Below are 26,063 nucleotides of genomic sequence, written 5' to 3' on the forward strand. Positions count from 1 at the left end.
AGCCGACGAAACGGCACAAGAAACACAGCACAAACAGCAAGATCAGACCAGGTTAAGAACCTAAGAAACTTAAAAGCATGGTATGTGGAGGGGAGGAGTGAGACGAGATGATATACTTTCAACCACTGCTTATGACCACTATCCCATCAACTCAGATACAACGCACAAACCAATATTAAAAAACACTACCATGATAGTTGACCCATGATAACTGACTCTCGGATTTTGAATCTCTCTTGAAGCTACTCTAAACCAGTCATTAATCCAATCTAAACTCCCTGTAGGGACTATGATGCGATTTTCGCAACTTGTGAAACTGATGGAGAAGTAGCGAAACATATTCGTGTTAAATGGGGGAATGGCGGCTCGGTACGAATGGAGAGATTCAAACGGTAGCTGAATTCGTCCAGATAGTTTTGCAAGTATTTATGTCCAATTCCATGAAAATTTTTATTGATCCACTTGCCGGCTTGAGCGGCAATGGCTAATAAGGAGCGGAAGCGTTTGGGGCTATAGCGGCCGGTTATGATTTGGACATCGCTAGTTTGAGGTTCTACATGCTTCTTAATAAATGTGGCGTCTTCAGACCGTAAAATAACGCTGTTGTGAATGTTTGCCTCTGAAATCAGCTTCATTTTCAAGTAATTGGATTCTCCGTGCTCGTTAAGCGAAGAGCCGATGAGAAAATAGTGCTCCTGCGGATGCTTCCGAATAGAGGGATTGTACGGTTTTCCGTAGATGGCGGAATTAATCCTTACAATGCCGGACAACAGAGCGGATTGGTCGGCCTCACTAATCATTTTGCGTATTTTGTGGAGGATCAGCCAGGCTGTTTTATATGTAACTTGAATGATTTTTGAGAGTTCTACTGCGTTAATGCCCTGATCGGCGGGGCGGGAAACTAGGAACATAGCAATCAACCATTTGCGCAAATCCGTCCGGCTACCTTCCAGGATCGTGCCTGCAGTAAGCGACGTTTGGTGGCGGCAATGCCGGCATTCGTAAAGCGGGAGCCGCCGTGTGCCTGTCACATAGGCATGTTGGTGTCCGCATCGAGGGCAAACAAACCCGATAGGCCATTTCGTCTGAAACAAATACTCCACACATGCTTCTTCAGTAGCAAAATGCTGACAAAACTGCTCTAAAGACACACTACAGTTCATTTCATCCATCGATTTGCCCCCTCCCAACGCCAAAAAGCAAACATATGTTCTTTTTACATGTTACCAAACATTTGTTCTTGTTTCAAGTGGTTTGGTGAAAATTTTTAAAAAGTAAAGTTGCGCCACTGAGCAAAAGGGATAGTGGTCGGAAGGGGCATCGTTGAGATACGGCATCCTGCGTTTGAATAATTGGGGTTAGTGTCTGATAGGTAAGTCTCCAGGATACAGCCTCTTACGTCTGAGTAATTGGGATAGTGACTGAAAGGAAGAACAGCGGGATACGGCCTTCTATATCTGAGTAAAGGGGATAGTGTTAAGAGGGATGACTATTGGGATATAAGCAAGCCGAATCTGAGTAGTAGGAAAGCGGTCGAAAGGGGATGCCACCGGGGAAAGCGTCTTGTATCTGAGCAAAGGGGATAGCGAAGTATTTTGTCTCTGTAGGAGGATGGATAAAAGGTGCGCTCGGGGACATCTAAGAAGGACTGGAGGCTTGAACCTCCGGTCCTTTGTTTGTATTATCTGGCTTCCTCCAGTTCGTTGGTCCACTCTAAGTGCCGGTAGGGGGCGGCGTCTTCGGTTGTTTCGAACCATGTGAGAAAGTCGTTCCAAATGGCGGTTGTCCAGGGGGAGTCGATTTGGGCTGTTGTGTAGGCTCCTTCTTTCAGGCGGACGAAGCCGAATATGTCGCGGACCTGGGATTTTTCCGCTTGGATGAGCGCAGGTTCGGCCAGATGCGGCGGAATAAAGATGACCCCGGACGGAGTGCCCAGCACAACGTCGCCGGGCATGCAGATGGCTCGTCCGATTCTGCAAGGCGTATTTAGGCCGACTAACGATACATCGCCAATGGCCGTAGGATCGCTGCCACGGTAATAGACGTTGATGCCTTCTATTTTTTCGACCTGTTGATTGTCGCGAATGCCTCCCCAAATGACGGCGCCGCCTGTTTTGGTTTTCGCCGCGATTGCCGTGGACAGGTTGCCGCCTACGAATGTTCCTTCGTACACTTTATCGAACATGTCGACGACTGCCACATCGCCTTCCTCCAAAATATCGATGACCCACTGATTGAAAAAACCGCTTCTGCCTTCCTGTTGATGACCGTAGTTCAGCAATGTTTCGTGGAGGTCGGGGCGTTTTGGCACGAGTACGGCTGTTACCGCTCTGCCCGCCATTATTTTGTTCGGATGGATGATTTTAAAATCGCCTTCAAACTGGTAGCGGTAGCCGGCGTTCCAAAGGGGCCCCCATGCTTCCTCCAATGTAATTCTTGTCATCCTGTGCAAAATGTCGTCCGGAACCCGCGGCCGTCCGTTCGGAAATCTGTCGCCTTGCCATAGCGGAGTAAGCTGTTTGATGGTTTCAGGATCGTCGTATTTCATGTTCGCATCCCTCTTTTCTCACGGTTATTATGTCTTATGGTAAAGAAAAATAAGGGATTGTCGACAGTGAATTTTTTACGATCCGGGGGAGTATTTTACAGCGATGAAAAATATCAAACATTATCATAAAATCGTCGCCTGTGCAGGCAAAATCCGCTTTGCTAAAATGGCTGTAGAATTTCATTTGGAAGGGTGCGTGCGGTGATGCAATTAGCGGAGTTTTTTACTTCAAAGCCGAATCGGCTGTGGCATTTGGCTAAACAGATGGGCGTCAATTATGCGGTGGGGCCGCTTCCTGAAGCGGAGCACGGTACGAAACCGTGGGATTTTGTCAATCTTATGCATATGAAAAAGCGGTTCGAGGATTTTGGCATTGAACTGCTCGTGATCGAGTCAGCGCCTCCGACGAATAAAATTAAACTGGGGCTGCCGGGCAGAGACGAGGAAATTGAGGTCATGCAGCAGTTGATTACCCATATGGGCGCGTTGGGTATCCCGGTTCTCTGCTATAATTTTATGGCTCAATTCGGCTGGTTTCGCACTTCGACAACGACCCGCACGCGGGGAGGGGCGCTTGTGTCGAGCTATGATCACGCTTTGATGAAGGACGCTCCGCTTACGGAAGCGGGGATCGTCAGCGAGGAGAAGCTGTGGGACAACCTGAAGTATTATCTGGAGCGGATTGTCCCGGTAGCTGAAAAGGCGAAGGTCAAGCTGGCTCTGCATCCGGACGATCCGCCGATCTCCCCGATCCGCGGCGTATCGCGGATATTGACGAGCGCCGATGCTTTGCAGCGCGCTATCGACCTCGTGCCGAGCGATTATAGCGGGATTACGCTGTGTCAAGGCACGCTGGCTACGGCCGGTGAGGATATTCCCGCTGTTATCCGCCGATTTTCGGCGCAGGGTAAAGTATTCTTCGTTCATTTTCGCGATGTGCGGGGCAGCGCGGAGCGGTTCGAAGAAACGTTCCATGACGACGGCAAAACGAACATGCTGGAAGCGATGAAGCTGTACTACGAGCTGGGTTACGACGGCCCGGCGAGACCCGATCATGTTCCAACGATGGAAGGGGAGGACAACGCCAATCCCGGTTACGAACTGTTAGGCCGTTTGTATGGCGTAGGCTATATCAAAGGCCTCATGGAAGCGGCGGCTTGCCATGCGCGTCGGAACTAAAATTCACCGGCATCTGCGATTAGGCGGATGCCGGTTTTCTTTTGCCTGAAGGGCCGCCGCTTTTTTCATTCCGCGGGCTGCCCGGTGCATTTTTTTCGATAGTTGAGCGGGGACATGCCTTCTTTGCTGGAAAAGCAGTAGGAAAAGTAAGAGCCATGCTGAAATCCGACTTCTTCCGCGATGCGCGTCATGGACCATTTGGTTTGAATCAGCAGCTTCTTGGCTTGCTCGATGCGATACTGCTGCAAGTAATCCATGGGCGTCATTCCGTATACTTTTAGCATGCATTTGGCCAAATAGTTGGGATGGTAGTTCAAATCTTTTTGCAGTTGGGAATTTGTAATTTTTTGCGTATAGTTTTGGCGGAGATAGAGCTCCACTTTTTCGGCCAGATGGAATGCGGTCACATCCGAAGCTGCGGCAAAATCCCTGTCGATGTGCTGAAAAAAAAGCTGAAAAGCCGTCTGTCTTTTCCAGTTTCTCAAAGACCTCGGTTCTTCGTCGAGCTGGAAAAATTGCTCCAGAATGTCCATCGCTTTCGATGACAGTTTCATAAATTTAGGAATGAAAATCGAACAAACCTCGCTGTGGTTCAAATAAGCCATCTTCTTATGATTGTCGATGAGGGCGGCCTGATTTTCCAGGCAAACGTCCATGCAGCTGCATTCGCTCCAGGCTCCGAATGTCTGAAAATGAATCCAGATGATCTCCGTATCGCTCTCGCACGGCAGCGTGCCGTAATGGCTCGAATCGGGTCTGAGAATGAAAGCTTCCCCTTGCCCGATCGCCCATTCGGTATCCCTTTCTCCCAGATGCAAAGTGCCTTTGGTGACCACGATCAAGTCGAACACTCCGATTTGTTTTCTGCTTATATGGTACTCTCCCTTATGGTAAGAAGCTCTGCCGCAATCGATGAAATAGGGGACCGGCGGTGAGATGAAATGAAGAATCGGTGAGCTCATAGCATACCTCCAAAAGGTTGAAATATTTAAAAATATAGTTGTAAAAGGATATATAAATACTATGTTACTACATGTATCATGATAATAAAAGCGCTTACTTAAAAGGTGGTATTTATAAAATGATTAACGTGCAGATTGCGGACGCATTTTGGTCCGAATATATTCGATTGGTTCGGGAAGTTGTCGTCCCTTATCAGTGGGAAGCGTTGAATGACCGGGTGGAGGGGGCGGAGCCCAGCCATGCGATTCAGAATTTCAAAATAGCCGCCGGACTTGAGCATGGGGAGTACTATGGCATGGTTTTTCAGGACAGCGACGTAGCCAAATGGCTGGAAGCCGTCAGCTACTTGCTGGAAACCGGAAAGGACCCGGAATTGGAGCGCTTGGCGGATGAAGTGATCGATCTGATCGCCAGCGCCCAGCAGAAGGACGGGTACTTGAACACCTACTTTACGTTGAAAGAGCCTGACGGCAGGTGGACGAACCTGGCGGAATGCCACGAGCTGTACTGTGCAGGGCACATGATCGAGGCGGCGGTCGCTTATTATCAGGCGACAGGGAAACGAAAAATTTTGGACGTCGCCTGCCGGCTGGCCGACTACATCGATGAAGCGTTCGGTCCGGGGGAAGATCAGATCCATGGCTATGACGGCCATGAAGAAATCGAGCTGGCGCTTGTCAAGCTGTATCGCGTGACAGGGAATGAGAAATATTTGACGCTCAGCAAATATTTTTTGGATGAGCGGGGCCGGGAGCCCGGCTTCTACGCGTGGGAGTTCGAGCGCCGGGGCGGCCAGGTGCATTTTCCGCAGCTGGATATGGCGCACGATCTGTCTTACAGCCAGGCCCATCTGCCGGTCAGGCAGCAAACAACGGCGGAAGGCCACGCTGTCCGCGTCGCGTATTTATGCGCCGGGATGGCGGACGTGGCGGCGGAAACCGGGGACCGGGAGCTGCTGCAGGCATGCCTCACTCTTTGGAACAACATCGTAACGAAGCGCATGTACGTTACGGGAGGGATCGGCTCCATGGCGCACGGGGAGTCTTTTACGCTCGACTACGACTTGCCCGGCGATACGGCTTATGCGGAAACATGCGCCTCGATCGGACTCATTTTTTTCGCGCAAAGAATGCTTGCGATCGAACCGAAAAGCGAATACGCCGATGTGATGGAGCTGGCTTTGTACAATACGGTTCTCGGCGGCATGTCCCGCGACGGGAGGCATTTTTTCTACGTCAATCCGCTTGAAGTGTGGCCTGACGCTTGTGACAAGAACCACAACATGCACCATGTAAAACCGGAGCGCCAGGGCTGGTTCGGATGCGCTTGCTGCCCGCCGAATATCGCGAGATTGCTCGCTTCGCTGGGGCGCTACATTTACTCGGCCAAAGACAAGACGATTTATACGCATCTTTATATAGGTAGCGAAGCGGAAACCGAAATCGACGGTCAACCGGTCCGCTTGACGCAAACGTCCAAGTTTCCTTGGGACGGAGAGATCCGGTTTGACATCCGGACGGAACGGCCGGTTCATTTTGACCTGGCCTGCAGGGTGCCTCGTTGGTGCAAAGAAGCGAAGCTTCGAATCAACGGGGAGGAGATTCAAACGGGCGGCCGGCTCGCGGACGGATATTTGCACATAAGCCGGGAGTGGCGCCCGGACGATGTGTTGGAGCTAAGCCTGCCGATGTCCGTCAGCCGGGTGAAAGGCCATCCGCTCATTCGGGATACGATGGGCAAAACGGCTCTGCAGCGCGGTCCGATGGTCTACTGCCTGGAAGAAGCCGATAACGGAGCGAATTTGCACCAGATTGTGCTGAACAGCGGCTCCGGTGAAGAGGTGCATTTTGACCGGAATTTGCTTGGCGGCGTTCAAACGATTCAAGTGCCCGCATACAGAGTGCAAGCTGAAAATTGGGGCGGATCGTTGTATGGATACGACGTAAATTTTCAAAAGCAGTCTGTCACCGCAGCGTTCATCCCTTATTTTGCCTGGGCGAACCGGGGGCGGGGGGAGATGGCCGTGTGGGTCCGCGAGCAATAAGTCCGGAATCCTGCCGGAGAAGAGGGATTGTGGCTTCAACCTGAAAAGGTTAAGTATATTCATGGAAACTAATAATGGAGGGGTTCATGTGAAATTCAAAGGATTCATGAAAGCGGGAACCGTAACCTTATTGGCGGCTTCCGTCGCCGCCGGCTGCAGCTCGACGACGAATACGCCGTCGGCTTCAGGAACGGGGGCGTCGGCGGCGCCGTCCGCAGGAGCGCAGACGAAAGCGCCCGACAGCGGCGGGGACAAAGTCACCATCCGCTTTACGGACTGGGCCAACAACGAGGAGGCCAAATCAACGCGGGTCAGCCTGGACGCATTCGAGAAAGCGCATCCAAACATCAAAGTCGACTACCAGAACGTGGCGCTGAGCGAATTTGGCGCCAAATTAAGCGCCATGGCTGCTTCGAATACGCTTCCCGACGTCAGCACGATGTTGGAAGCGCAGGCGCTGAAATATGCCGAGTCCGGCATTTTGATGGATTTGTCCCCGTACTACAAGGACGGGTCGGTTACGCCGAAGATCGAAAGCAACAAATTCGTATCGCCCGACGGCAAGCTGCTTGGCTACAGCGTAGCTAACGAAGTTATTATTTTGCACTATAACAAAGATATGTTCGATGAGGCCAAAATCCCTTATCCTCCGGCAGAGACAGAGAAGGCGTGGACCTGGGATCAAATGCTCGACGTCGCGAAAAAATTGACGAAGGACAAAAACGGGAAGCATCCGGGCGAAGCGGGATTTGACCCGAAAAACATCGTTCAATACGGCATCAACATCAGCAAAAGCGCGGACTTTTTCTGGACACCGTTCGCCATCAGCAACGGCGGCGGCGAAGTGAGCCAGGACGGCAAGGAACTGCTGCTCGACAAGCCGGAAACGATCGAGGCTATACAAAAAATCGCCGATCTGTCCAACGTGGAGCACGTCTCCCCGACAGCGGCCCAATCTTCCGGGCTTCCCGGCGACGTAGGCCAACTGCTGCTGTCCAAAAAAGTAGCCATGGTCACGTCCGGCCAATGGGAGCTGGTCAACATCAATCCGCAGCTGAAAAACGGCTTGAAAAACGGCGTCGGCGTGCTTCCGATCTTTAAAAAGCCGGCGACGACCAATACCGGAACGCCGATCGTCATCTACAAAAACACGAAGCATGCGAAAGAAGCGATCGAGCTGTACAAATGGCTGATGGATACGGAGAAAAACTTGGCGAACATCGACAGCGGCGTATGGATGCCGACGGAGATGAGCTGGTATACCGACCCGGACAAAATCAAGCGCTGGACGCAGTCGCCGGTTCATCCGCCGGAGTACAAAACAGCGGTTATCGACTACGCGCTCAAGGCGACTTATCCGACGCCATGGTTCTTCCTGCCGACGTACAGCCGCATCAGCGATGTGCTGAATCCGGGGCTTGATCCGGTATGGCTGGGCACCAAATCGGCGAAGGACGCGATCGCTGAAATGATGCCGAAAATCAAGCCGATCTTCGAAAGCGGCAAAGCGAACTGATCGCAGCCGGAGCTGGTTATATAAAAAAGCGCCTACAGAGGCAGCGGCAGCCCGATTGCCTCTGTAAGCGATTACGTTGACGGCCCGCAATCGTCAGGCTTTACAGTTGCGGGGGAGAAAGAGGAGGTACCCGGAATGTCTACAGTGAAGTCATCCAGTTTCTGGAGTCTTAAGCGGCAGCAGGCGCTTATCGGTTATGTTTGCATACTGCCCGCCATACTTGGGCTGCTGATTTTTACGTTAGGACCGCTGCTGTACAGCTTGTATTTAAGCTTTACCGACTGGACGATCTTGAAGCCGAAGGAATGGGTCGGCTTGGCCAATTACCGCAACATTTTCACAGAAGATTTGTTTTTCTACGACTCGCTCAAAGCGACAGCCTACTATTCTATCGGTTCCGTCATTGCGTCGATCGTTTTTTGCTTCATCATCGCTCTGTTTTTGAACCAGAATATACGGGGAAGAGCTGCTTTTCGGGCTATTTTCTATTTGCCTTCGATTATTCCGGTTTTGGCCAGCAGCATTATTTGGCTGTGGTTGTACAATCCGGATTTCGGGATTATCAATCATATTTTGAGTTTTGCCGGCATTGAGAAACAGATGTGGGTGAACAGCCCGGATACATCCGTTCTTTCGATGATTATTATTGCAGTGTGGGGTTCCGGGAACGTCATCGTCATCTTTCTCGCCGGATTGCAGGATGTTCCTTCGCACTTGCTCGAGGCTGTGGAAATCGATGGTGGGGGCTGGTGGCACAAGCTCAAATCGGTCACAATTCCGCTCATGTCGCCCATTATTTTCTATAATGTGATTCTCGGTTTCGTGAATTCGATCACGGCGTTCACCCAGGCGTACTCGATGACGCAGGGCGGACCGGAAAATACGACGCTGTTCTATGCGTTCTATATTTACCGTGAGGCGTTTCAACGCCAAAATATGGGCTATGCGTGCGCCTTGGCCTGGGTGCTGTTCGTCATTGTCGCCTTCTTCACGTACCTGCTCTTCAGAACCTCGTCCGGTTGGGTGCACTACGAAGGAGGTAAAAAATAATGACTTACCGCTTGCGAGGAAAAATCGTCACTTACTTCATTCTGGGCCTGCTGTCGTTGATCGTCTTTTTCCCGATGTACTGGATTCTTCGCTCTTCGTTATTGAATTTGCAGGAAATTTTGGAATTTCCGCCGATTTGGGTTCCGCATGCATTCCGCATTGAAAACTATTCCGAGGTGATGGACCGGATTAATTTCGGCCAATATTTTTTAAATACGCTGATCATCATCGTGCCCGTTCTCATCGGGGTCGGCTTGACCAGCAGCATTGCGGCTTTCGGCTTTGCCAGACTGGAATTCCCGCTCAAAAACTTCTGGTTCGGCCTCATCGTCATGACGATTTTGCTGCCCAACATCGTTACGCTGGTGCCGACCTACATCGGCTGGTCCAAGCTGCAGCTGACCAATTCGTATTGGCCCCTGATCATACCCGCGTTTTTCGGCGGTGGCGCTTTCAACATATTTTTGCTCCGGCAGTTTTTGATGACGATTCCGAAGGAACTGGACGAATCCGCGGTCATTGACGGAGCGGGGTATTTTACCATCTACTCGAAAATCATTCTTCCGCTGATCAAGCCCGCTATCGTCGTTGTCCTGCTGTTCACTTTCGTCGGCGTATGGAACGACTTTTTGGGACAGCTCGTCTATTTGAACGATTCCAACAAATACACGGTGTCTCTGGGCTTATCCACCCTGCGGGGAGCGAACAATACGCCTATGAACCTACTCATGGCAGGAACCGCGATCATGGTCATGCCGGCGATTATCGTGTACCTGCTCGGACAGCGGTATTTTATCGAAGGCATTGCGACTACGGGAATCAAGGGGTGAGGAGATGGGAGGGGGCTGCTGCGGCAGCTTCTTTTTTTGTTGGCTTGAATTTTCGGAAACGATAGCATAACGACGATGAAATTGGGCTGCGATGTGTTCGCGTAAAAGTTGCTGGTTGATACGGTGGCGGAGTGCCGGGAAGTCATTCGGACAGCCGGTGAAACGGGCCGCACTTCGGTGGATTCCGGGATGTGAAGGAGAAAACGTAGCTGCTCGATATGGCGATCCATATGTTCTCTGGATCTCGATATGCCGAAGATTCAATTCCTCATAGGTACGATAAAAACGCCGACAAATGCCATCGGATTCCAAGTGAAAGAAGGGTTTCAATTCCTCATAGGTACGATAAAAACTCACCATTTTGCGGGTAATTAGCATTAGTCGTGACCGGTTCCAATTCCTCGTAGGTACGATAAAAACTCCAAAATAGAGGCTTGGGCAAAGGGCGGGAAGAGCAAGTTTCAATTCCTCATAGGTACGATAAAAACCTTCACTTCCACTTCAACGCGCAAAATGTCTGTAGCGTTTCAATTCCTCATAGGTACGATAAAAACTCGGTGAATTTTTTGTTCCATCCGTCCCGAAAACGTGTTTCAATTCCTCATAGGTACGATAAAAACAGTACAGACAAAACCGTGGCCAGCTCGAAATTGTTTGTTTCAATTCCTCATAGGTACGATAAAAACTAAGAGCCAACGAAGTTCTCGTTCAGGATATTTAGAAAGTTTCAATTCCTCATAGGTACGATAAAAACTGATAAAAGAAATAGAAAAGCCCTTCAAGTGCGTAAGTTTCAATTCCTCATAGGTACGATAAAAACTCGCTCCTTCCGCCCAACAAGCCTATAATTTTCTTGAGTTTCAATTCCTCATAGGTACGATAAAAACTTTGTGTTGCTCACCATGATGATATTTCCGAAGAGAAGTTTCAATTCCTCATAGGTACGATAAAAACCCATAAAACCCCAGTGGAATCAGCATTGCTGGATTGTATCTTAGCCAAGATTGAACTTCGTCACTTTAATTTGAATTACTTAATTCCTTGAAAACATTAAGTTTGTATTCGGAGCATCTGTCGTCGATCCCCGGGCTTTTTTACGCTACTCATGGTCGACGACAACTTTGTACATTAAAATTATACATCTTTCTCTAAATGGAAAAAACATTTTTTGAACAAATCGAGAAAAGCTCTTATTTGAAAAAAATGTTGAATAATTACAAAGATTATATTATTTTAGAAGTGGAAGAAGGAAAAAATAAGGTTCTATAGAACTATTTGTATAATAATGAGGTTATAAAGACCTGAGACTTAAGGGTGGTGCCATGCGAGTCACTTTAACATTTACTTCCGACTGTCACTTACAGTTGAACTTTCATTATCAGAGCGCGATTATGGGTTTGCTGTATCGGCACATTTCGGATCGTGAATTCCAACAGTTCATCCATGATGAAGGCTATGCTCATCAAGGGAGAGTCTATAAGCAATTCTGTTTTTCGAGAATACAAGGCGCTTTTCGTATTCACAAAGAGACCAAGAAGATTGCTTTTGCCTCTCCTTTTTCTTTTGTCGTGTGTTCGCCGGTAGAACAGTTTTTGCACGATTTAATCAGGACTATTATTCAGACGGAATCGCTTCAACTTGCAGGACAGGAGATCCGTTTTGAATCCGCCAATATTTTGCCAGAGCCGAGGATTGGAAATCAACTTCACATTCGCATGCTCAGCCCTCTCGTCACATACAGTACGTTAACGCATCCGAATGGTTTGAAGCATACGCATTATTACAAACCGACGGAATCGCTTTTTTCAAAAATGGTGGGAGACAATTTGAAAAGAAAGTATTTTTCATACCATGGCATGAATGAGGAGATCAATGAATCTCCTTTCTCGATTCAGGCAGCTCATGTTACGGAAAAAGATAAGACGATATCATATTTTCGCGACACGGTTATCGAGGGCTGGATGGGGACGTATAAATTGGAGGGTCATCCTACATTGCTGCAATGGGCCTATGATACCGGACTCGGATCAAAGAATTCGATGGGATACGGTTGTGTGGAGGTTGTGTAAAATAGGTGAACTTTGACGAGAAGGCAGGTGATTGGCCATATGATTACAGCAATTCAGACCATTGGCGCTGAACTGTTGGCAAAAGGTTCCAATGGAGTCGATCCGGCTCTTTTATTGGCACAAGACCCGAATTCGGGCGGGAATTACCCGCAGATGCTGATTATTGAACTGGAATCTGAAGATTCTCAGCCAAACCGCTTTCAATTTAAAAGGGTTGATTTGGAAGATACCCGATCACAAGGCTATGAGGCTTATTTGTACCGGAGACGGGCAGCCCAAGGAGCCAATTACACCCCAACATGCTTGATCACAGAATTGGAAAAAACATGGCGAGGGCGTGTTGTCGCGTGGTTCAAGTGGATTGAAAGCTTGGAAGGCAAAATATCTCCCGAATCCTATGCCTTTTTTCAAGGTATTCGGACTGAACTGGAGAATGCCAGTGAACAAATTTTACAGCAGGCGGCAAAGATTCAGATCAGTTCCAAAACAGGATTTGGCCTGACGCTAACTGTAGACCATCAACAAATAGGGGAGATCGCCCACTTCAAAAATACCCTTATTTCTTTAGTGAATGAAAAGGATCTGCAAGTATCGGCTACTGGCAAAACATGCTCTGTATGTGGCGCACAGGGTGTGTCTGTGATCGGCAATCTAAATGTCTTTAAGTTTTATACCCTGGACAAGCCGGGATTTATAAGCGGTAAATTTAGAGAAGATCTGGCTTGGCGCAACTATCCGGTATGCCTGAACTGCAAAAGCTCGATTGAAGAAGGTAAGCACTATTTGGAGAAGCGTATGCGTTTCAGCTTTTATGGGCTTAGTTACTTGCTGATTCCCAAATTTCTCTTTGCCGGGGAAAGCAACACCTATATCGCGAAAATAATCGAGAAGTGGCATCATTCGATTTCTATTGCAGATAAAGAGATTAGTAAACGGCTGACGAATGATGAAAATGAGATTCTGGAGCTATTAGCCGATGAAACCAATCAGCTGCAATTCGACTTGCTGTTTCTGTTTTCTCCCCCAGGCAGCAGCGCCGAACGAATCTTGCTGCATTTGGAAGATGTATCAACGTTTCGTCTAAAAGCGCTGTTTGATGCAAAGCAAGAGGTAGAGCGATTATTTTCGTTGTCGGATAAGAGCTTTTACAGTTTTGCTAAAATTCGCAGTTTTTTTTCGAAATCCGATGAAGGCAAGCGGAATTATGATCTGGATAAATATTTTCTTGAGATCGTCAGCCATTGTTTTATGCGGCGCGAAATTGATATTCGCTTTTTCTTTCCTTTTTTTATGAAAAAAATTCGCAGTGTCATGTACGAGGAAGGGCTCACGTTTTCCTATACAGTGCGTGATGCATTGATGAATTTGCATTTTTTTAAACAACTTGGCTTATTCAAGCCGATGAGGGAGGCTGTCATGGTTGAAGATCACTATGCGGACTTAGTGGGGAAATATGGAGGCTTGGATTCAAATGTTAAACAAGGCATTTTCCTGTTGGGTGGATTGACCCAGAAGTTGTTGGACATGCAAAATGATCGAATTAATCCAAATAATCGAAGCGTACAAAGGAAAGCGGCACCGTTCATTAAGCAGCTTCGCGGATTTAAAATGAATCAAACTGAGTTGCTTGGACTTTTACCCAAAATAATTGAAAAGCTGAATGCCTATGACAGCTACAGTCCTCGCATGAAGGAACTTGCTGAAAGCATTTCCGTACGATTGCTTCAAAAATCGGGGCACTGGAAAATGAGCATTGATGAAATGAACTTTTACTTTGTTTCAGGTATGGCGCTTTCTAAAGAATTTGAAGACATTATTTACAGGAAAAAGGAGGAGCTTACTCATGCTCAACAACCGGTCTGAAATTGTTTTTCTGTACGATGCCAGTTGGATTAACCCGAACGGGGATCCCGTCGATGAAAATAAACCGAGATTCGATGAAGAATCCGGACGCAATTTGGTTACTGATGTTCGCATCAAACGGACCATTCGGGACTATTTGAATCAAGTGGAGGGCAAAGAGATCTTTGTTCGGGAAATTGCCAATGAGGAGGGAAATATTCAGGATGGCAAAACGCGCGCATTGGATTTTCTTGTTGATGAAAATGGGGTTAAGCTCGCCAAGACTGCCAAGAAGGACAAAAAAAGCAAGGATTCCAGCGAATTAAGTGATAAGGCGATTATTCAGCGCAATGTGCTCAAAGATTGCATTGATGTTCGTTTATTCGGCGCAACGATTCCGCTGGAAGGGGATTCCATTACGTTAACAGGCCCTGTGCAGTTTAAAATGGCCTCTTCGCTACATCGGGCGAAGCTTGAGTATTTAAAGGGTACAGGAGCATTCGCATCCAAAGAAGGAAGCTTGCAAAAGACGTTCAGGGAAGAATACGTTGTGGCTTATTCGCTTCTGAACGTGTATGGCATCATTAATGAGAATTGCGCTAAGGAAACGAACCTTCAGGAAGAGGATGTTCAATTGCTGCTTCGAGGGTTGTGGAACGGAACCAAGAGCCTCCATTCCCGATCCAAGATAGGGCAAATGCCCCGAGTGCTGTTCAAGGTGGAATATGCTAAGCAGCATTTCCATATCGGCGAGTTGGATAAGGGAATCAAGTTGCTCGCTGACGAGGGAAAGCTGGATGAAGAAATCCGCGATGTGGAAGAGTACAAGCTGGATTTCACAAGCTGGTTGGACAGAGTAGGCAAATATAAGGAGCACATAGCTAAAATCTCATTTGCTATAGATGATCGTGTGCAATTTGTACATAATCCGGTTGAAGAATTACAAAAAAGAGGAATTACCGTTGAGCCTTTGAGCCTGTAGGGAGGCTATTTCATGGACATTTTATCGTTTGATGTGTATGGGGATTACGGACACTTCAGAAAATTTTATACGACATCCTCACCATTAACCTTCTCTACAATTCCGCCTACGGCTGTATACGGGATGCTGGGAGCTATACTTGGATTGTCCAAAGAGGACAACCACTATTTATCAGTCATCAACAACACGACGACCCGACTTGCCATTCAAGTGTTAAATCCGGTAAAAAAAGTCCACATAGGCATTAACCATATAAATACGAAAAATCATTTTTGGGCGCCCAAAGCAGGAGTAAATGGAGTAAGGACACAAATTCGTACGGAATTTTTAAAAGCGGCTTCTTTTCGTATCTATGTTCAGATGGAATCCGCGAGCTTATTTGGACAACTCGTTGATATGGTTCGCGAGCATCAGAGTGTGTACACGATTTGCTTGGGACTTAGTGAACTTCTGGCGGATTTTTCCTATCATCGTATGCAGCGGGGGATTTTTAAGCGTGAACCGGAGAAGATTACAACCCATACTGTGCTTCCTGTGTCTCTCATACATAATCAACAAATCAGTATAGAAGCCGGATTGCAAATTTTGAAAGAAAAACAACCTATTCATATGAACGTCAACAGGGAGGTAAGTCAGTATGAAAATTTGTTGTTTGATGCTTCCGGCAAGCCGATTTCAGTTGTCGTCCGGGAACACGTGCTGCTAGCGGAAACGGGAGAACAGATTGTGTTTTGCAACTAAAAAGAGCAGCGAGAGGACTGGAAGACCATGGTTGAAAACGAATGGTTATCCCACCCGGATCAAGCTTGGGAGGACCATATTTCCGGTGTCATGAATTTATGTCACACCTTCGCGGGAGGAATAAGCGCCAACTTAATTCCTCCCGATTTGTTAGCAGGGCTCAGCGCTATAGCGGCGGGATTTCATGATCTAGCCAAAACAACAACTTATTTTCAGCATTATATAAGGGCAAGCGATGCCGAAAAAAGAAAGCTCAGAGGCAAGCCGTTGTATCGGCATTCCATGTTGTCCGCAGTGTGCGCTTTTTATGTGACTGAGCACTACTTGCAGCGAATAGGACAAGCGAATGAATGGTACGCTTCCCTTGTTTTTGTTAGCATTCGCAGGCATCATGGCGATCTTGTCAACCTATACAGCGAATATGAAAAAGACGATGACGAACTGCAGCAAATTAGCGCCCAAGCGGATTCCATAAACTGGGGTCAGCTTGAAGCAGCTATTATACAATTGTTCCGCGATTTGAATAAGCAGGAATTACTGGGCGAAGATTTCAGATTATCTGGCAAACTGGTAAAGGAATGGATACGTGATCTGCCTCGGAAATTTCAGGATAAGCGCCGGCGTTTGACGTGTGAACAGCTGTTACCTGCCAACTTTGAAGCGTTTTTGACTGCGCAAACGCTTTTTTCGTTGTTGATCGACTCAGATAAAAGCCAAGTGGGCATTAATAAGCCTGAATTGTTCTTACAGCGCCACCTGCTTCCGGTCGATGGAGTGGAGCGCTATTTGGCTTCGCTCGATCGTTCGCCATCATCCATGAACGACTTGCGTGATCAAGCATCTCAGGAAGTACTGAGTTGCAAAGTGGATTTGCAAGACCGCATTTATATGCTTACGCTCCCCACAGGACTTGGAAAGACGTTACATTCCTTCATGTTCGCGCTCAAACTGAGAGACCGCATATATACGGAATCTTCCGGCAAAATACTGCCGAGAATTATTTACTCGCTTCCCTTTTTATCGATTATTGATCAAAATTTCAGGGAATTTGAAAAAGTCCTACAACAGTCCGGGCTTATTCTGGATTCCTCCATTTTGCTCAAACATCATCATCTCTCCGAAGTGCTCTACGAGAAGAACACGAAGGCTGCGGAGGATCAGGAATGGAATTTCGACGTTTCAGCAGCTAAATTGCTCATAGAAGGCTGGAATTCGGAAGTAATTGTGACTACGTTCATTCAACTGTTCCACACCCTGATCTCGCATAAAAACGGTGCCCTGCGCAAGTTTCACAGGCTAGCTCATTCGATCGTGCTCATTGATGAATTTCAACATATTCCAGCCAAATACTGGACTTTGCTCAGAGACTTATTTAAATCATTGGCTGAGAAGCTGGACTGCAGATTCGTATTTTTAACGGCGACCAACCCGGAGATTTTCGAATCCCAGGATGTTCGTTATCTTTGCGATCCCAAACGCTATTTTACGAATCTAAATCGTGTGACCCTGACCTCCATGCTGGACCGACCCATGACAATCGAAGCTTTTGCGGGTCAGTTGGACTTACAGCCGGATCGTAGTTACTTGTTCATTGTCAATACCATAAATTGTGCCCAACATCTGTACAACGAGCTTCTGGAGTTTGTTGAGGAGCACGAGATCACGTATCTTTCCACTCATATTTTGCCGTTTGAGCGGTTGAAAAGAATTGACGATATCCGCAAGAAAAAGTATCGGATTGTCGTCAGCACGCAAATGGTGGAAGCAGGCGTAGATATTGATTTTGATGTGGTTTACCGGGACTGGGCTCCAATGGATTCGATTAATCAATCTGCCGGACGCTGTAATCGTAACGGTCTTCATGCGGGCCAAGTCTTCGTGATGCGTCTTGTAAATAATTCCAATCGTCCTTATGCGCCATTGGTATATGGTGGCAACGTTAAAAGAGGTGATCCAAGGTTGCACATCACAGAGCAATTACTTACTGAGAAACCGGTTCTTAGTGAAGAGGATTTTTGGGCCGTTATTACGGATTACTACTGTATGGTGAAAAATAAAGTCGATTCCGGCGAATCGCTGAGACATGTGAAAGCGATTATGAATCTGGAGTATACGGGTCAGCCGAGCGATGAAAGTATTCCTATTGAGCATTTTCGATTAATTGAAGAGGATCAACCCAGATTCGACGTGTTTTTTGAATACGATGACGGTGAATCTACCAGGATTTGGGGAGAGTTTGTAAGGATCAATGCCATTCGCGATCCCATCGTTCGCAGAAACGAATTTTTGGGCATTCGCTCTACCTTTTACAAGTATGTTATTCCTTTGCCTCGTCATATGAAAAATCCACCGCCCGAGGTTGAGGGAATTTTGTTTGTAGGGAAATCGCAAATGAAAGAATATTACCATCCTGTTACGGGTTATCGCAATGAGGATGTCACAATGATCTTCTAAGGGATGTGATCCAATGTCCGAAACTGCTTCCGACGAACAACTCATCCAAGGCATTACCGGCACTCTTATCTGGTATTACTACATTTGTCGCCGGGAAGTGTGGTTGATGTCGCGGCAGATTGTGGCCGACCAGCAGGATGAGAACATGGAATGGGGGCGTTATCTGCATGAGCACGCATACGCTCGGGATAAAAAAGAGATTGCATGGGATTCCATCAAAATGGATACTTTGTCCAAAAAGCAAGGGGAGCTCGTTGTCGCGGAAGTGAAGAAAACGTCCTCCTATTTGACAAGCGCCAAGATGCAGGTGCTGTTCTATTTATTCAATCTTAAGCTTGCAGGTGTTGATGCAGTTGGCGAACTGCGTTTTCCGGAAGAAAAACGGAGAGAGGCCGTTGAACTGGACGAATCGGCGGAAGCTGAAATTCGTAAAGCGCTTGTACATATTCGAAAAATTATGGATCAAGATAGACCGCCTGCAGCCGAAAAAATCAAATTTTGCCGAAAATGCGCTTATCAGGAATTTTGCTGGGCGTAGTGATGGAGGTTCGTTCTGAGAAAGGGGGATTCGACCATTGAAGAAAACTATTTATATTTTTCAGTCGGGAGAGCTGAAACGCAAAGATAATACGCTCTTTTTCGAAAATGATGAAGGCCGGAAATTTATTCCGGTGGAAGATACGCAGGAACTGATGATTTTTGGCGAAATGGATTTGAATAAATCGCTCCTGGAATTTTGCGCTCAGAAGGAGATCACGCTACACTTTTTCAATCATTACGGATACTATTCGGGCAGTTTCTACCCGCGGGAGCATTTGAATTCGGGTTACATGATTCTGAAACAGTCCGAGCACTACATGGACGACGCCAAAAGATATGCCATTGCTTACCAGTTCGTGAAAGGCGCTGCTTCGAATATTTTGCGTGTCTTGAAATATTATCGCGGCCGGGGCAAGGATGTACAGGGGATGATCGATACGATAGAAGCGCTTGTGGCTGGTTCCGTGCAGGCGACGACGATACCGGAATTGATGGCTTACGAAGGCAATATTCGTGAGAGTTACTACAAGAGCTTCGATCTGATTTTGGACAACCCAGACTTCAAATTCAACCAACGGAGCAAGAGGCCGCCTAAAAACGAGTTGAATGCGTTGATCAGCTTTGGAAATTCCATTTTGTATACGCAGGTTTTGAGCGAAACGTATCGGACACATCTAGACCCCAGGATCGGGTATTTGCACACAACGAATTTTCGCCGGTTTACTTTGAATCTGGATGTAGCTGAAATTTTTAAACCTGTACTGGTCGATCGCTTGATTTTTTCGCTTATCGGCAAGAAGCAGTTGACCAAAGCTCATTTTGAAAAGGATACGGGAGGGATATTGTTAACGGAAAAAGGCCGCAAAATTTTTATCGAAGCATGGGATGAAAAATTGAAAACGACGATCAAACATCGTGCTCTCAATAAAGAAGTCAGTTACCGCCGCTTAATGCGCATGGAACTGTACAAATTGCAAAAACATCTGATGGGAGAACAAGACTATGAGCCGTTCGAAGCGCTATGGTAAAGGAGGGGGCCCGATTTGTTCGTTATCATCGTATACGATGTTGGTGAAAAGCGTGTCGCCAAAGCTTTGAAAACATGCCGGAAATATTTGAACTGGGTGCAGAATTCCGTATTGGAAGGAGAAATTTCCGATGTCAACTTGAAAAAGTTAAAAGCCGAGATGGAAAAGCTCATTGATGAAACGGAAGACTCCGTCATCCTTTACACATGGCGAACGCAGAAGTATTCAGACCGCGAAATCATAGGTTTGGAAAAAGGCGGGATTAGTAATATTATATAGAGAAGCGAGAGTCATTTTGTCGTCGACCCTGGATAGCGTAAAAAAGCCGGGGGATCGACGACAAACACGTTTTGCGAAACTCCAGTGTTTATAAAGGTTTTGGGGCTCGGGTCGTAAGATTAGGTAATTTAACCTTGTGGCAAGACATTGCAAAAAGTGGCTATTTTGCTGGGTTTTTGCGGGTTTATATCGTACCTATGAGGAATTGAAACTATGTCGCGGCTCCATAAGCCATCAATATCATAAATAGTTTATATCGTACCTATGAGGAATTGAAACTGTGGAGTTCAAAATTGATGGTCTGCTGCGAGGGGATGCGTTTATATCGTACCTATGAGGAATTGAAACACGGATTTCAAAAGCCGTTCCGACGTGGACGCGGCAGGTTTATATCGTACCTATGAGGAATTGAAACATGATCAACTGGCCGGCGAGCGTCGATGGATTCACCAAGTTTATATCGTACCTATGAGGAATTGAAACCCGATTTTTTCGAGCTTCATCTTACCAAGTTCGGAGTTTATATCGTACCTATGAGGAATTGAAACCATGTATACTACTCGTCTAGAAGCGAAGGCTGCGGGGTTTATATCGTACCTATGAGGAATTGAAACCACAGAAGCATAACCGTGTGGACGGATGAGCTTATGGTTTATATCGTACCTATGAGGAATTGAAACAATAACAGCCTATTTCCTTGTACCTTGAGTATTCCGCGTTTATATCGTACCTATGAGGAATTGAAACTGTGCTTCAATTGCCACTTTCTTTCCCTCCCATGTAGTTTATATCGTACCTATGAGGAATTGAAACGATGTCCAGTACGTGTTTAACAAGAAGGATAAAACCGTGTTTATATCGTACCTATGAGGAATTGAAACTTCGGCCGAAACGGTGGCCTCCGGCCTATGAGTTACGTGTTTATATCGTACCTATGAGGAATTGAAACGTCGTTCTATTTCCTTTGCCTGCTTCTCGTTCTCTTCGTTTATATCGTACCTATGAGGAATTGAAACTCGGTTTTTCATACGAGGCGTGCTCGTGCTGCTGCGTTTATATCGTACCTATGAGGAATTGAAACTTATCGAGAGCAACTCTGCCGGTCCTGAGATGATAAACGTTTATATCGTACCTATGAGGAATTGAAACCCGCTTGCAATCCATTTCTCAAATCTGTTTGGTTTACGTTTATATCGTACCTATGAGGAATTGAAACACTGAAGAAGAGTTACAACAAGCGTTGCAAAAGGCCCAGTTTATATCGTACCTATGAGGAATTGAAACTAGAGCGTGGGATGAGAAACGCAAAACTATGATGCAGTTTATATCGTACCTATGAGGAATTGAAACTCTGATACAAAGAAAGCGGAAAAATTGAAGGAGATAGTTTATATCGTACCTATGAGGAATTGAAACAAGGTTGATGCAACAGTCACCAAGAAGCTGGAGGAAGTTTATATCGTACCTATGAGGAATTGAAACATTGCATCACGCCCTCGATGCCTCGGAAGCAGCGACGTTTATATCGTACCTATGAGGAATTGAAACAAGTCCTCTGTAAGTGATGGAAAAACTAAGATCGCGTTTATATCGTACCTATGAGGAATTGAAACGACGTTGGATCACAGGCGGCACCTCTCCAACTCCAGAGTTTATATCGTACCTATGAGGAATTGAAACCCACCCGTTACATCCAATCCAGTAGGTGCAACAGGCGGTTTATATCGTACCTATGAGGAATTGAAACCGTGAATCTTCACGCCGTTCTTCTCTATGATGTCACCTGGTTTATATCGTACCTATGAGGAATTGAAACCCCCTCAAGCCGCCGTATTTGGCGGTCGTGATCAGCGGTTTGTATCGTACCTATGAGGAATTGAAACCAATACATTACAAAGGAGTGATTTTACAATGGCAATTGTTTGTATCGTACCTATGAGGAATTGAAACTACCTATGATGCAATCAGCGCACAGTTTTTTTCCGTTGAGTTTATATCGTACCTATGAGGAGTTGAAATGAAACACGATATTTGAACGCCAGAAAAATAATTCTTTGAATGTGGGTCCAGGCGGAAATCACGGATTGGGGACATTTTTACAGGATTTACCGCTGCGCGTCGGCAGAGCATCAGGAGAGAGGCCCTCTTTCATACGTTTTGGAAAAAAAGCGGGACTGGTAGTATGATATAGATAACTGAGACATTTTTTGTCGTCGACCTACTGTAGCGCAAAAAAGCCCGGGGATCGACGACAAAATATGCTTTGATGAGGCATTTCAAAAAGTAGCTAAATAGCTGGGGTTTTGCGGGTTTGTATCTTACCTATAAGGAATTGAAACTTGTAAAGATTGTCTGCTCCATAAAGGGCCGTTAATAATTGTACTTATGAGTAATTGAAGCCCCGATCCAGCTTGTGAGATTCTTATTTCACCATTTGTTTAAGGAATTGAAATATGAAAATTGAAACATAGCGAAACATGCTGTTTCTATAGGTATCATCGAGGTTTTTACGTTTTTGGTAGTTTCATCAAAAAAATAGATATAGTACAATTGATTTTAATTGGGGATAAATATAGACGTATTTAAGCAGTCACAAATTCTTATAACCGAGGTGCAACATGAGAGAGTATCGTGTGATACAAGTCAAGAAAAAGGGAGCTTTTATGGGTGGTTTAGACGCGAACAAACTTACGAATATTCTGAATGAACATGCACAACATGGATGGATTTTTGATAAGGCACTTGATGGGCAAACGTTGTATATGGAAAATGATATCTTTATGCTAATCTTCTATAAAGAGACGTAATTTTGATGTCGGAAAAACTGTGTATTTTAACAAATTAAATAAAAGGACATTATGGTAGAATGAACAGATAGAACATCAAAAAGTTGTCGTCGACCTACAATTGTGAAAAAAAGCCGGGGGATCGACGACAAACATGTTTTGTGAAATTCCAGTATTTATAAGGATATTGGGGCTTATACCGTAAGGTAAGGTAAAATTAACCTTGTGATGAGACGTTGCAAAAAGTGGCTGTATCGCTGGGTTTTTGTGGGTTTGTATCGTACCTATAAGGAATTGAAACTCTGAAACGTTTGGCTGCGTACCAGTACAACTGTATCGTTTGTATCGTACCTATAAGGAATTGAAACCGTTCAGTTGTATTCATTTCGCGGACACCTCTTCTTAGTTTGTATCGTACCTATAAGGAATTGAAACCAGAACCGTGCTACGATCTCGAATTCCATCACCATAGTTTGTATCGTACCTATAAGAAATTGAAACCCGAAATATAAAGCCGGTCAACCTTCTCGCCGTTGTGTTTGTATCGTACCTATAAGGAATTGAAACAAATTTTAGCGCTTCCGCCGCGGCAGACGCGCCCGGGTTTGTATCGTACCTATAAGGAATTGAAACTAGTCATAAACAGCGCCAGTAGCTTCCAAATCTAAGTTTGTATCGTACCTATAAGGAATTGAAACATAGCTGAACTACCCATAGCTCCAAACCAATAACCGGTTTGTATCGTACCTATAAGGAATTGAAACTTGGCGGGTAATCCAGCTTCTTCACGGACGCCATCGGCGTTTGTATCGTACCTATAAGGAATTGAAACTATTTGATGTGCTCTAAAGGATTGATCACGCCTATCAGTTTGTATCGTACCTATAAGGAATTGAAACTGGTCTTCCCAGTGCTGATAATCTGGGCAGCTACACAGTTTGTATCGTACCTATGAGGAATTGAAACAAAGATTTCGCACCGTTGAAAAGTGGGATAAGGGTTCTAGTTTTTATTGTACCTATGAGGAATTGAAACTCGGGTTCAACACCGCGCACAATCTTGCTCGTCACAAGTTTTTATTGTACCTATGAGGAATTGAAACAATGCCTGCTGAACCTCGTGTATCACTTTGTACGCCGCTGTTTTTATTGTACCTATGAGGAATTGAAACAGTTCTGCCTAGCAAGTAATCGCCTGAGACACCAAGGTTTTTATTGTACCTATGAGGAATTGAAACCATCAAAATTCGCAGCAGCTAGGCGCGACAACTTCAAAGTTTTTATTGTACCTATGAGGAATTGAAACATTACTTCCTTTGCGCTATCAGCAACTTTTTTCTCGTGTTTTTATTGTACCTATGAGGAATTGAAACTAAATCTTGATCCCCTGCTCCCGCAGCAGTTTCTTCGTTTTTATTGTACCTATGAGGAATTGAAACCCCACGCAAGCCCGCGTATGTTCTTGTTGACCGGAGTCGTTTTTATTGTACCTATGAGGAATTGAAACTCGCCTAGTCTAGACTTATCAATTGTTCTAATTTGCGTTTTTATTGTACCTATGAGGAATTGAAACTCGTGAAATAATCGTCCGGGTAGAACTGGCGCGTGCTGGTTTTTATTGTACCTTATAAGTAATTGAAACAAGTCTGGTTCCGTGCGATTTTTTTCATAGTGGATAGTTTATACCGTACTACCTATAAGGAATTGAAACTCTTATCGGTTCACGACGTGTAGGGGCTTGCTCGACTTGTTTCTATCGTACCTATAAGGAATTGAAACCGCACAGGCCGGATGCCACACGAAATCTACAACGCTCGTTTGTATCGTACCTATAAGGAATTGAAACAAGTAAGATCATGACCATTCGCCTTTTCCCTGCGGAGTTTGTATCGTACCTATAAGGAATTGAAACTGTTCTACGGGTTGTAGTTTGGATGGCTTTTTCTATCGTTTGTATCGTACCTATGAGGAATTGAAACAGGCGATAAATGAGCGCCGCGGCTTCGGCACGGTTCAAGTTTATGTCGTCCCTATAAAAGACTTCTCCCCTTATAGCTTCCCCCAATCCCTACCCAGCCCCGGAAGCGGGCACGGTATCTCGAAACAATCGCAGCAGCGAAGAATGAAAGTTGGAAAAATCGATGGAGGCTCCGACGAAGTAGCCGATTGAGATGAAAATCAGGCACCAGCACAGGGCTCCTGCCCCTGCGTAGAGCATGTATTTTCGCATGCTCATGGCGCTTACTCCTGCCAGGTAGCAGGTTAGGTGGCGGAGGCCGGGAATGTAGTAGCCGATGCAAATAGCCCATGGTCCGTAGCGCTCGAACCAGGTCTCGGTTTTTTCCAGCCTTTTGGTCGTAAGTTTGATCCACTTTCCGTATTTCCATAGCAGCGGTTTGCCGAATTTTCGCCCGAGGGCGTAGCTGAACAGCATGCCGGACATGGTTCCGATGAAACTGACCGCCACGGACACTGGGAAATGAAGCAGCCCGGCGGAGGCGAGATAACCGACTAAGGTCATCAGAATTTCGTCGGGGACCGGCAAGCCTATGATACCCAGAGCCAAACAGAAGAAAATGGCGATGTATCCGTATTGTGTGATCATGTCTTGTAGGAAGTCTATGACGTTCACGCTCCGTTTCTTCGGATAGGCTGCTGATTTGCCGCGGCTGCTTCGTATTTTTACTGATAGGAACTTTTTTGGCTGATTGCGGGTATTTTGATTCGGCTGACCATCAGGCAGCACAGAACGATAACCAGAATCACGGTCATTTCAAGGTGATACAGGGGCGGAGACCAAAGCGCGAATACGGCTAAAATGCAGCCGGCGACCTGGATCGGCAATCCTGTATGATAGCTGCTTGCACAAGCTGAAATGTTGAACCGGGCCAGCCGCAGCGCGCCGCAAATAATAAAGAGAGAAGCGAGCAGCAGTCCGGTGACGGGCATTTTGTGCAAGGTGGCAAGATAAACGGTCAAAGCCGGGGCCGCGCCGAAGGAAATCAGCTCTGCGAGCGAGCGGAATTCTTTGCCGAATTCGTTGGCCAGGCGCAGTCTGTTCACGATGTAACCGTCGAGTCCGGCCAGCGCCGCCGCGAGAATAATGCTGAGCACTGCCTCGGAAGATTTGTCGTGAAACGAGAACAGCATGGACATCATGCCTGCGCTGAGGACGGTCATCGTAAGCAGCGTGGGAATCATTTGGACCGGCAT

At 46.3% G+C, this 26,063-nt stretch carries 19 protein-coding genes and 3 CRISPR repeat arrays; of the genes, 14 read left to right on the forward strand and 5 right to left on the reverse strand.

Features of this window, described 5'->3' with window-relative positions; genetic code table 11:
* Positions 1–287: 287 nt before the first annotated feature.
* Both AC3G2T_RS24265 and AC3G2T_RS24270 read right to left on the reverse strand, forming a co-directional pair.
* Positions 288–1,172 (reverse strand): IS1595 family transposase, encoded by an 885-nt coding sequence (locus AC3G2T_RS24265; RefSeq protein ID WP_488437194.1) that lies wholly within the window; start codon positions 1,170–1,172, stop codon positions 288–290.
* A 509-nt stretch (positions 1,173–1,681) separates the two neighbouring features.
* Positions 1,682–2,548, reverse strand: coding sequence for an RraA family protein (locus tag AC3G2T_RS24270; RefSeq protein WP_474683291.1), 867 nt, complete (start codon positions 2,546–2,548; stop codon positions 1,682–1,684).
* A 204-nt stretch (positions 2,549–2,752) separates the two neighbouring features.
* Between AC3G2T_RS24270 and AC3G2T_RS24275 the strand changes: the two genes are divergently transcribed.
* Positions 2,753–3,727, forward strand: coding sequence for a mannonate dehydratase (locus AC3G2T_RS24275; protein ID WP_488437244.1), 975 nt, complete (start codon positions 2,753–2,755; stop codon positions 3,725–3,727).
* Positions 3,728–3,792: 65 nt separating this feature from the next.
* Here the strand turns inward: AC3G2T_RS24275 and AC3G2T_RS24280 are convergent, their stop codons facing one another.
* A complete protein-coding gene (locus AC3G2T_RS24280) occupies positions 3,793–4,689 on the reverse strand; it encodes an AraC family transcriptional regulator (RefSeq protein WP_474683292.1) in 897 nt (298 codons plus the stop codon).
* Between the two features lie 119 nt (positions 4,690–4,808).
* Between AC3G2T_RS24280 and AC3G2T_RS24285 the strand changes: the two genes are divergently transcribed.
* The 13 genes from AC3G2T_RS24285 (at position 4,809) to AC3G2T_RS24345 (ending at position 22,872) form a co-directional block, all read left to right on the forward strand.
* Entirely contained in the window at positions 4,809–6,734 is a 1,926-nt protein-coding gene (locus AC3G2T_RS24285) for a glycoside hydrolase family 127 protein (RefSeq protein WP_488437195.1), read from the forward strand.
* Between the two features lie 88 nt (positions 6,735–6,822).
* Complete coding sequence (locus tag AC3G2T_RS24290) at positions 6,823–8,250, forward strand: ABC transporter substrate-binding protein (protein ID WP_474683294.1); 1,428 nt, start codon at positions 6,823–6,825, stop codon at positions 8,248–8,250.
* A 135-nt stretch (positions 8,251–8,385) separates the two neighbouring features.
* Positions 8,386–9,300 (forward strand): carbohydrate ABC transporter permease, encoded by a 915-nt coding sequence (locus AC3G2T_RS24295; RefSeq protein ID WP_474683295.1) that lies wholly within the window; start codon positions 8,386–8,388, stop codon positions 9,298–9,300.
* Entirely contained in the window at positions 9,300–10,130 is an 831-nt protein-coding gene (locus AC3G2T_RS24300) for a carbohydrate ABC transporter permease (protein WP_488437196.1), read from the forward strand. Before AC3G2T_RS24295 ends, AC3G2T_RS24300 begins: the two co-directional genes overlap by 1 nt.
* 257 nt (positions 10,131–10,387) lie before the next feature.
* A CRISPR array of direct repeats spans positions 10,388–11,084; the repeat unit is 30 nt; unit sequence GTTTCAATTCCTCATAGGTACGATAAAAAC.
* A 437-nt stretch (positions 11,085–11,521) separates the two neighbouring features.
* Positions 11,522–12,199 carry a CRISPR-associated endoribonuclease Cas6 gene (gene cas6, locus AC3G2T_RS24305; protein ID WP_488437197.1) on the forward strand — a complete coding sequence of 226 codons (678 nt, stop codon included), beginning with the start codon at positions 11,522–11,524 and terminating at the stop codon, positions 12,197–12,199.
* 39 nt (positions 12,200–12,238) lie between these two features.
* Positions 12,239–14,062, forward strand: coding sequence for a TIGR02556 family CRISPR-associated protein (locus AC3G2T_RS24310; RefSeq protein WP_488437198.1), 1,824 nt, complete (start codon positions 12,239–12,241; stop codon positions 14,060–14,062).
* Positions 14,043–15,023: a type I-B CRISPR-associated protein Cas7/Csh2 gene (cas7b, locus tag AC3G2T_RS24315; protein WP_488437199.1), complete on the forward strand. Its 981-nt coding sequence runs from the start codon at positions 14,043–14,045 to the stop codon at positions 15,021–15,023. Before AC3G2T_RS24310 ends, cas7b begins: the two co-directional genes overlap by 20 nt.
* 12 nt (positions 15,024–15,035) lie before the next feature.
* Positions 15,036–15,764 carry a type I-B CRISPR-associated protein Cas5b gene (gene cas5b / locus AC3G2T_RS24320; protein WP_474683300.1) on the forward strand — a complete coding sequence of 243 codons (729 nt, stop codon included), beginning with the start codon at positions 15,036–15,038 and terminating at the stop codon, positions 15,762–15,764.
* Positions 15,765–15,791: 27 nt separating this feature from the next.
* Positions 15,792–18,218 (forward strand): CRISPR-associated helicase Cas3', encoded by a 2,427-nt coding sequence (cas3, locus tag AC3G2T_RS24325; RefSeq protein WP_488437200.1) that lies wholly within the window; start codon positions 15,792–15,794, stop codon positions 18,216–18,218.
* Positions 18,219–18,231: 13 nt separating this feature from the next.
* Positions 18,232–18,756, forward strand: a complete 525-nt coding sequence (gene cas4 / locus AC3G2T_RS24330; RefSeq protein WP_488437201.1) for a CRISPR-associated protein Cas4 — start codon at positions 18,232–18,234, stop codon at positions 18,754–18,756.
* 37 nt (positions 18,757–18,793) lie between these two features.
* Positions 18,794–19,786, forward strand: a complete 993-nt coding sequence (gene cas1b / locus AC3G2T_RS24335) for a type I-B CRISPR-associated endonuclease Cas1b (protein ID WP_474683303.1) — start codon at positions 18,794–18,796, stop codon at positions 19,784–19,786.
* A gap of 15 nt (positions 19,787–19,801) precedes the next feature.
* Entirely contained in the window at positions 19,802–20,065 is a 264-nt protein-coding gene (gene cas2, locus AC3G2T_RS24340) for a CRISPR-associated endonuclease Cas2 (protein ID WP_474683304.1), read from the forward strand.
* A 182-nt stretch (positions 20,066–20,247) separates the two neighbouring features.
* A CRISPR array of direct repeats spans positions 20,248–22,085; the repeat unit is 30 nt; unit sequence GTTTATATCGTACCTATGAGGAATTGAAAC.
* Positions 22,086–22,683: 598 nt separating this feature from the next.
* Entirely contained in the window at positions 22,684–22,872 is a 189-nt protein-coding gene (locus tag AC3G2T_RS24345; RefSeq protein ID WP_488437202.1) for a DUF4177 domain-containing protein, read from the forward strand.
* 250 nt (positions 22,873–23,122) lie between these two features.
* Positions 23,123–24,424: direct repeats of the CRISPR family, unit length 30 nt.
* A 494-nt stretch (positions 24,425–24,918) separates the two neighbouring features.
* Here AC3G2T_RS24345 and AC3G2T_RS24350 read toward each other — a convergent pair.
* Both AC3G2T_RS24350 and pssA read right to left on the reverse strand, forming a co-directional pair.
* The gene (locus AC3G2T_RS24350) at positions 24,919–25,473 is read right to left on the reverse strand and encodes a DedA family protein (RefSeq protein ID WP_488437245.1); all 555 of its coding nucleotides are present in this window, start codon (positions 25,471–25,473) and stop codon (positions 24,919–24,921) included.
* Between the two features lie 59 nt (positions 25,474–25,532).
* Positions 25,533–26,063, reverse strand: coding sequence for a CDP-diacylglycerol--serine O-phosphatidyltransferase (gene pssA / locus AC3G2T_RS24355; RefSeq protein ID WP_474683309.1), 531 nt, complete (start codon positions 26,061–26,063; stop codon positions 25,533–25,535).

It is taken from the genome of Paenibacillus sp. sgz302191 (genome assembly GCF_057749925.1).

Coding starts and splice junctions, on each gene's coding strand:
- AC3G2T_RS24265 (WP_488437194.1), bottom strand. CDS start 1,172: ATGGATGAAATGAACTGTAGTGTGTCTTTAGAGCAGTTTTGTCAGCAT.
- AC3G2T_RS24270 (WP_474683291.1), bottom strand. CDS start 2,548: ATGAAATACGACGATCCTGAAACCATCAAACAGCTTACTCCGCTATGG.
- AC3G2T_RS24275 (WP_488437244.1), top strand. CDS start 2,753: ATGCAATTAGCGGAGTTTTTTACTTCAAAGCCGAATCGGCTGTGGCAT.
- AC3G2T_RS24280 (WP_474683292.1), bottom strand. CDS start 4,689: ATGAGCTCACCGATTCTTCATTTCATCTCACCGCCGGTCCCCTATTTC.
- AC3G2T_RS24285 (WP_488437195.1), top strand. CDS start 4,809: ATGATTAACGTGCAGATTGCGGACGCATTTTGGTCCGAATATATTCGA.
- AC3G2T_RS24295 (WP_474683295.1), top strand. CDS start 8,386: ATGTCTACAGTGAAGTCATCCAGTTTCTGGAGTCTTAAGCGGCAGCAG.
- AC3G2T_RS24300 (WP_488437196.1), top strand. CDS start 9,300: ATGACTTACCGCTTGCGAGGAAAAATCGTCACTTACTTCATTCTGGGC.
- cas6 (WP_488437197.1), top strand. CDS start 11,522: ATGGGTTTGCTGTATCGGCACATTTCGGATCGTGAATTCCAACAGTTC.
- AC3G2T_RS24310 (WP_488437198.1), top strand. CDS start 12,239: ATGATTACAGCAATTCAGACCATTGGCGCTGAACTGTTGGCAAAAGGT.
- cas7b (WP_488437199.1), top strand. CDS start 14,043: ATGCTCAACAACCGGTCTGAAATTGTTTTTCTGTACGATGCCAGTTGG.
- cas5b (WP_474683300.1), top strand. CDS start 15,036: ATGGACATTTTATCGTTTGATGTGTATGGGGATTACGGACACTTCAGA.
- cas3 (WP_488437200.1), top strand. CDS start 15,792: ATGGTTGAAAACGAATGGTTATCCCACCCGGATCAAGCTTGGGAGGAC.
- cas4 (WP_488437201.1), top strand. CDS start 18,232: ATGTCCGAAACTGCTTCCGACGAACAACTCATCCAAGGCATTACCGGC.
- AC3G2T_RS24345 (WP_488437202.1), top strand. CDS start 22,684: ATGAGAGAGTATCGTGTGATACAAGTCAAGAAAAAGGGAGCTTTTATG.
- pssA (WP_474683309.1), bottom strand. CDS start 26,063: ATGCCGGTCCAAATGATTCCCACGCTGCTTACGATGACCGTCCTCAGC.